The organism is Streptomyces chiangmaiensis (assembly GCF_036281785.1).
Taxonomy (GTDB): Bacteria; Actinomycetota; Actinomycetes; order Streptomycetales; family Streptomycetaceae; genus Streptomyces; species Streptomyces chiangmaiensis.
Map to the genome: position 1 here is coordinate 1 of NZ_JAYWVC010000420.1, position 3520 is coordinate 3520.

The following is a 3520-nucleotide window of genomic DNA, read 5'->3' on the forward strand; positions in this document are numbered from 1 at the left end:
GTCCGGCAAAGGGAGTCTGGTTCCACGGCTACGTGATCCTGGACATCTACTCCCGCTACGTCGTCGGCCACACCGTCGAGGCGGCTGAATCCGCCGCCCGGGCCGAGGAGTTGATCCGCGAGGCGATCGACCGCAACGGCATCGTGCCGCACACCGTGCACGCCGACCGCGGCACCTCGATGACCAGCAAGCAGGTCTCCCAGATGCTCCTCGACCTGGGCGTGACCCGCAGCCACTCCAGGCCCAGGGTCAGCAACGACAACCCGTTCAGCGAGAGCCAGTTCCGCACCACGAAGTACCAGCCGGACTACCCGGAACGCTTCGGTTCCCTCACCCACGCACGGGAGTGGATGGAGGCGTTCGTCTCGCACTACAACCACGTCCACCGGCATTCCGGCATCGGCTACCACACCCCCGCCAGCGTCCACTTCGGCACCGCCGAACTGGTCCGCGAGCAACGGGCGGCCACTCTCATCACCGCCTACGAGCAGCACCCCGAGCGCTTCAACCGCCGCCCCGCGCCACCGAAGATCCCCCAGCAGGCGTGGATCAACGACCCCGCCCGACGGCGCGAACCACAGCAACACAGTTCATAGCCGCACATTCGTTTCATTTGACTTGACAGCTACCGAGCGCCTGCTTCTTGGAACGGGCCCGGGCGACGACCTTCGGATCACGCGCCCAGTCCTCGGCGAGCTCGGCCGCTCCGGGCCCGCCTGCCGCAAGACGCTCCCGTAGATCCAGCAGATGACTCCATAGCGGTTCCAGATGCGTCCCGTGCATGACCCCGCCCGACCGCTCCCGCGTCAGACGCGCATCGAAGGCATGCCAGTCGCCGCCGCAGTCCACCGCGCACGCCACGGCGAACCACACGTCCCAGTGCGACCAGTCGCCAGATGGTGCTGTATGAGGCCACGGCTCGGGGCCGAACGTCGGCGGCCTGCGCCTGCCAGGGGACTTGTCTGCCGTGCTCACCAGCGCTTGTCGCACCGGAGACGATGGCGCTCGCAGCGTGCCTCGGCGTAGCCTCGCGGGCATGACCGAGCCATGGACCGACCACGCGCTCAAGGCGCTCCGCGCCGCCTGCCACACCGCGGACGGCCCGTCCCTGCTCGCCCTGCTGCGTGCGCATGACCCCGTCGGCGTCCTGCAGCAGTGCGGAGACGCACTCATCACAGCCATCTTTCGGAGTGTGCCTGGCGCCCGGGAGATGGCGATCGCATACACGTCCACCCTGCGTGAACGGGGCTGGCCCGGCGACGAGGTCCTCGCTGAACAGTTCGACTCGGTGGGCGGCGGTGCCGTCTTGGTGTTGCGGCCGCTGCCGGTCGATCTGGAGGAACTCTCCGGTCTACTCGAAGGAGACCCGGCCTGGGGCGGTGGCCGCATCGACCTGAAGACTGGAGTGTGCTGGCCTGCCATCGCGGACACCGAGAGGTCGTGGGACGAGGACGAAGCGGAAGGCACCGAGAGGTGGCTCCCTGTCCCGTGCGAGGGATCACGCGACGCCTACCGCGACATGGAGGACTTCATCACCACCCTCGACGACCAGGACCTCGCCCGGTTCCTCAACATCGCGATCCAGGGCCCAGGAGCCTTCCGCCGCTTCAAGGACATGCTGGCCACCTCACCGGCACAGCTGCAGCGGTACTGGTTGTTCGCTGCGGAACGGAAGTACGGCCGGGCCCGGGCCTGGCTTGCCGATCAGGGCTACCGGCCGGCGCCACCGGGCGACTGCCGGGTAGGAGGTCCACTTTCTTCACGGTGACCTCGACCCCGAGAACGACCGTCTTGAACGGGACGGCCAGATGCTCTGCGAGCATCGTGTAGAGGCCGGTGAGCTGCTCCTCGTCGTCGTAGGCGTCCACGGTGGCCTGCGCGACCAGCTCATCGAGTTCCGCGTCACTCAGCTGCCCGTCCACAGGGAGCACCCTACCGGCGGAGCACGCAGCTTCACTCCCTCGGCCAACTACCGGCCGCTCCGCCCTGGGTTATGACAGCCGTCTCTCCTCTCCTGTGCCGAGGGCGATCGTGCTGCCTGGTAGCGCGTACCGACTCTGCGGCCGCACGGCGGCTTGCAGGACGCGGCGGACGGTTGCCGGACTGATTTTGTGCCCGAGGCGCCGCAGTTCGCCGCGCACGCGCCGGAACCCCCACCGGGAGTTCTCGGTGCCGAGTCGGATGATCAGATCCCGCAGCTCGTCGTGTACGGGCGGACGGCCCGGTGAGGCTGGCTGAGGACCAGCCACGCGGAGATCCGCGAGGTGATCAGGTAGAGCGTTCGTACGAGCACAAGGATCGATGGTGCCCTACTGGCCCCAAGGAGCCTCGTCCCAGCCCAGGGGCTGTGCAGTCATTCATTCTGAAGCGCTACGAGCCGCCGATCAGGCGGCGTCAGTGTGCGGGGTGAGCTCGATGGTCAACTCGGCCTCCAAGGCGTCGGCCAGACGTCGTAGCAGAGGGATGGTCGGCACGGTGCCGCCGCCTTCGATCCGGGAGATCTGCGGCTGTTTCATGCCGCACCGCTCAGCCAGCTCGGCCTGGGACAACCCCAGGGCTGCGCGCCGGTCGTGGACCAGCTGGCCCAGATGCTTTGCCAGGACGGGTTCCGAGGGCTGCACGGCTGCCTCCGTCAGGCGGCCGGCGGGAGGATGGTCACGGTGGGCTCGGCACCGGGCTCCAAGTGCATGTCCACGGTGAGGTCCAGGGCGCGGGCCAAGCGCATGATGACCGCGATGGGCGGCAGTTCGGTGCCGGTCTCGATGCTCTCGATCTCGGCCGTGTCGATGTGCATGCGCTCGGCGAGGTCGGCCTCGCTCAGCCCGAGCTGCTTGCGCCGGTCATACACGGCCTGGCCGAGTGTCATGGCCAGCCCCGTTTCTTCGTAGACGCGGTCGTACTCGGGGTCGGCGTCGAGGCGCTCGCCGAGGATCTGGCGGTGGCGTCGGGTGCGCCATTCGCTGTGGTTCACCGGCTCTCCTTCAGGTTGCGGCTGTAGAGGTCATGCTCGGCGGCGGACTCGTGCTCCGCCTCGCAGAGTCGCTGCGCAGACAGTGCGCGCTCGACCTCGGCCTGCTCGCGCATCTTGGTCTTGGCGAACGCCGTCAGCAGCACGACCCGCTGTCCCGGTGCAAGCCAGTACGTGATGCGTTGATGCGCATCACCCAGGCGAAAGCGCAGCTCACGGACCTTGCCAGCCAGGTGGCGGGAGTATGGCTCATCGAGCGTGGTGGGGTGTTCGGCCAGCAGATCGGCGATGCGTTCGGCCTGCTTGTAGTGCTGAGCGGGAATGTTGTCGAGCCACAGCCGCACTTCCGGCTCGATCTCGATCGTGTACCGCTCGCTCATAGCAGCGATGCTATATGGCGCGGCCGTGATGACGCCACCGGACACTCCGGGCCAGCTCTCCCTGCACTCTGCGGTGTCCCCACAGCGGATTCTCCCGCGCGAGACGCAGGATCAGCTCCCGCGTCTCCTCCGATATCGGCGGCCGACCGGGGCTCTTGTGGGGGTAGGTCCG

At 67.9% G+C, this 3520-nt stretch carries 8 protein-coding genes; 3 read left to right on the forward strand and 5 right to left on the reverse strand.

From position 1 onward, the window contains the following. On the forward strand, positions 1-596 hold a 596-nt coding region (locus VXC91_RS43605), incomplete at its 5' end, for a transposase (RefSeq protein ID WP_408057618.1). 13 nt (positions 597-609) lie between these two features. Here the strand turns inward: VXC91_RS43605 and VXC91_RS43610 are convergent. Continuing rightward, positions 610-873 (reverse strand): hypothetical protein, encoded by a 264-nt coding sequence (locus VXC91_RS43610; RefSeq protein WP_329512892.1) that lies wholly within the window; start codon positions 871-873, stop codon positions 610-612. 163 nt (positions 874-1036) lie between these two features. Here VXC91_RS43610 and VXC91_RS43615 point away from each other — a divergent pair, with 163 nt between their 5' ends. Both VXC91_RS43615 and VXC91_RS43620 read left to right on the forward strand, forming a co-directional pair. Further along, positions 1037-1768 carry a UPF0158 family protein gene (locus VXC91_RS43615; protein WP_329512893.1) on the forward strand — a complete coding sequence of 244 codons (732 nt, stop codon included), beginning with the start codon at positions 1037-1039 and terminating at the stop codon, positions 1766-1768. A 40-nt stretch (positions 1769-1808) separates the two neighbouring features. Continuing rightward, on the forward strand, positions 1809-1997 hold the full coding sequence (locus VXC91_RS43620; RefSeq protein WP_329512894.1) for a hypothetical protein: 189 nt from the start codon (positions 1809-1811) through the stop codon (positions 1995-1997). Here VXC91_RS43620 and VXC91_RS43625 read toward each other — a convergent pair. From VXC91_RS43625 to VXC91_RS43640, 4 genes are all read right to left on the reverse strand, one after another. Next, entirely contained in the window at positions 1992-2198 is a 207-nt protein-coding gene (locus VXC91_RS43625) for a hypothetical protein (RefSeq protein ID WP_329512898.1), read from the reverse strand. The two genes, VXC91_RS43620 and VXC91_RS43625, sit on opposite strands and share 6 nt — an antisense overlap. A 186-nt stretch (positions 2199-2384) precedes the next feature. Beyond that, positions 2385-2621: a helix-turn-helix domain-containing protein gene (locus tag VXC91_RS43630; RefSeq protein WP_329512895.1), complete on the reverse strand. Its 237-nt coding sequence runs from the start codon at positions 2619-2621 to the stop codon at positions 2385-2387. 11 nt (positions 2622-2632) lie between these two features. Next, a complete protein-coding gene (locus VXC91_RS43635; protein ID WP_329512896.1) occupies positions 2633-2971 on the reverse strand; it encodes a helix-turn-helix domain-containing protein in 339 nt (112 codons plus the stop codon). Next, positions 2968-3348 carry a type II toxin-antitoxin system RelE/ParE family toxin gene (locus tag VXC91_RS43640; RefSeq protein WP_329512897.1) on the reverse strand — a complete coding sequence of 127 codons (381 nt, stop codon included), beginning with the start codon at positions 3346-3348 and terminating at the stop codon, positions 2968-2970. Before VXC91_RS43640 ends, VXC91_RS43635 begins: the two co-directional genes overlap by 4 nt. Between the last annotated feature and the right edge of the window lie 172 nt (positions 3349-3520).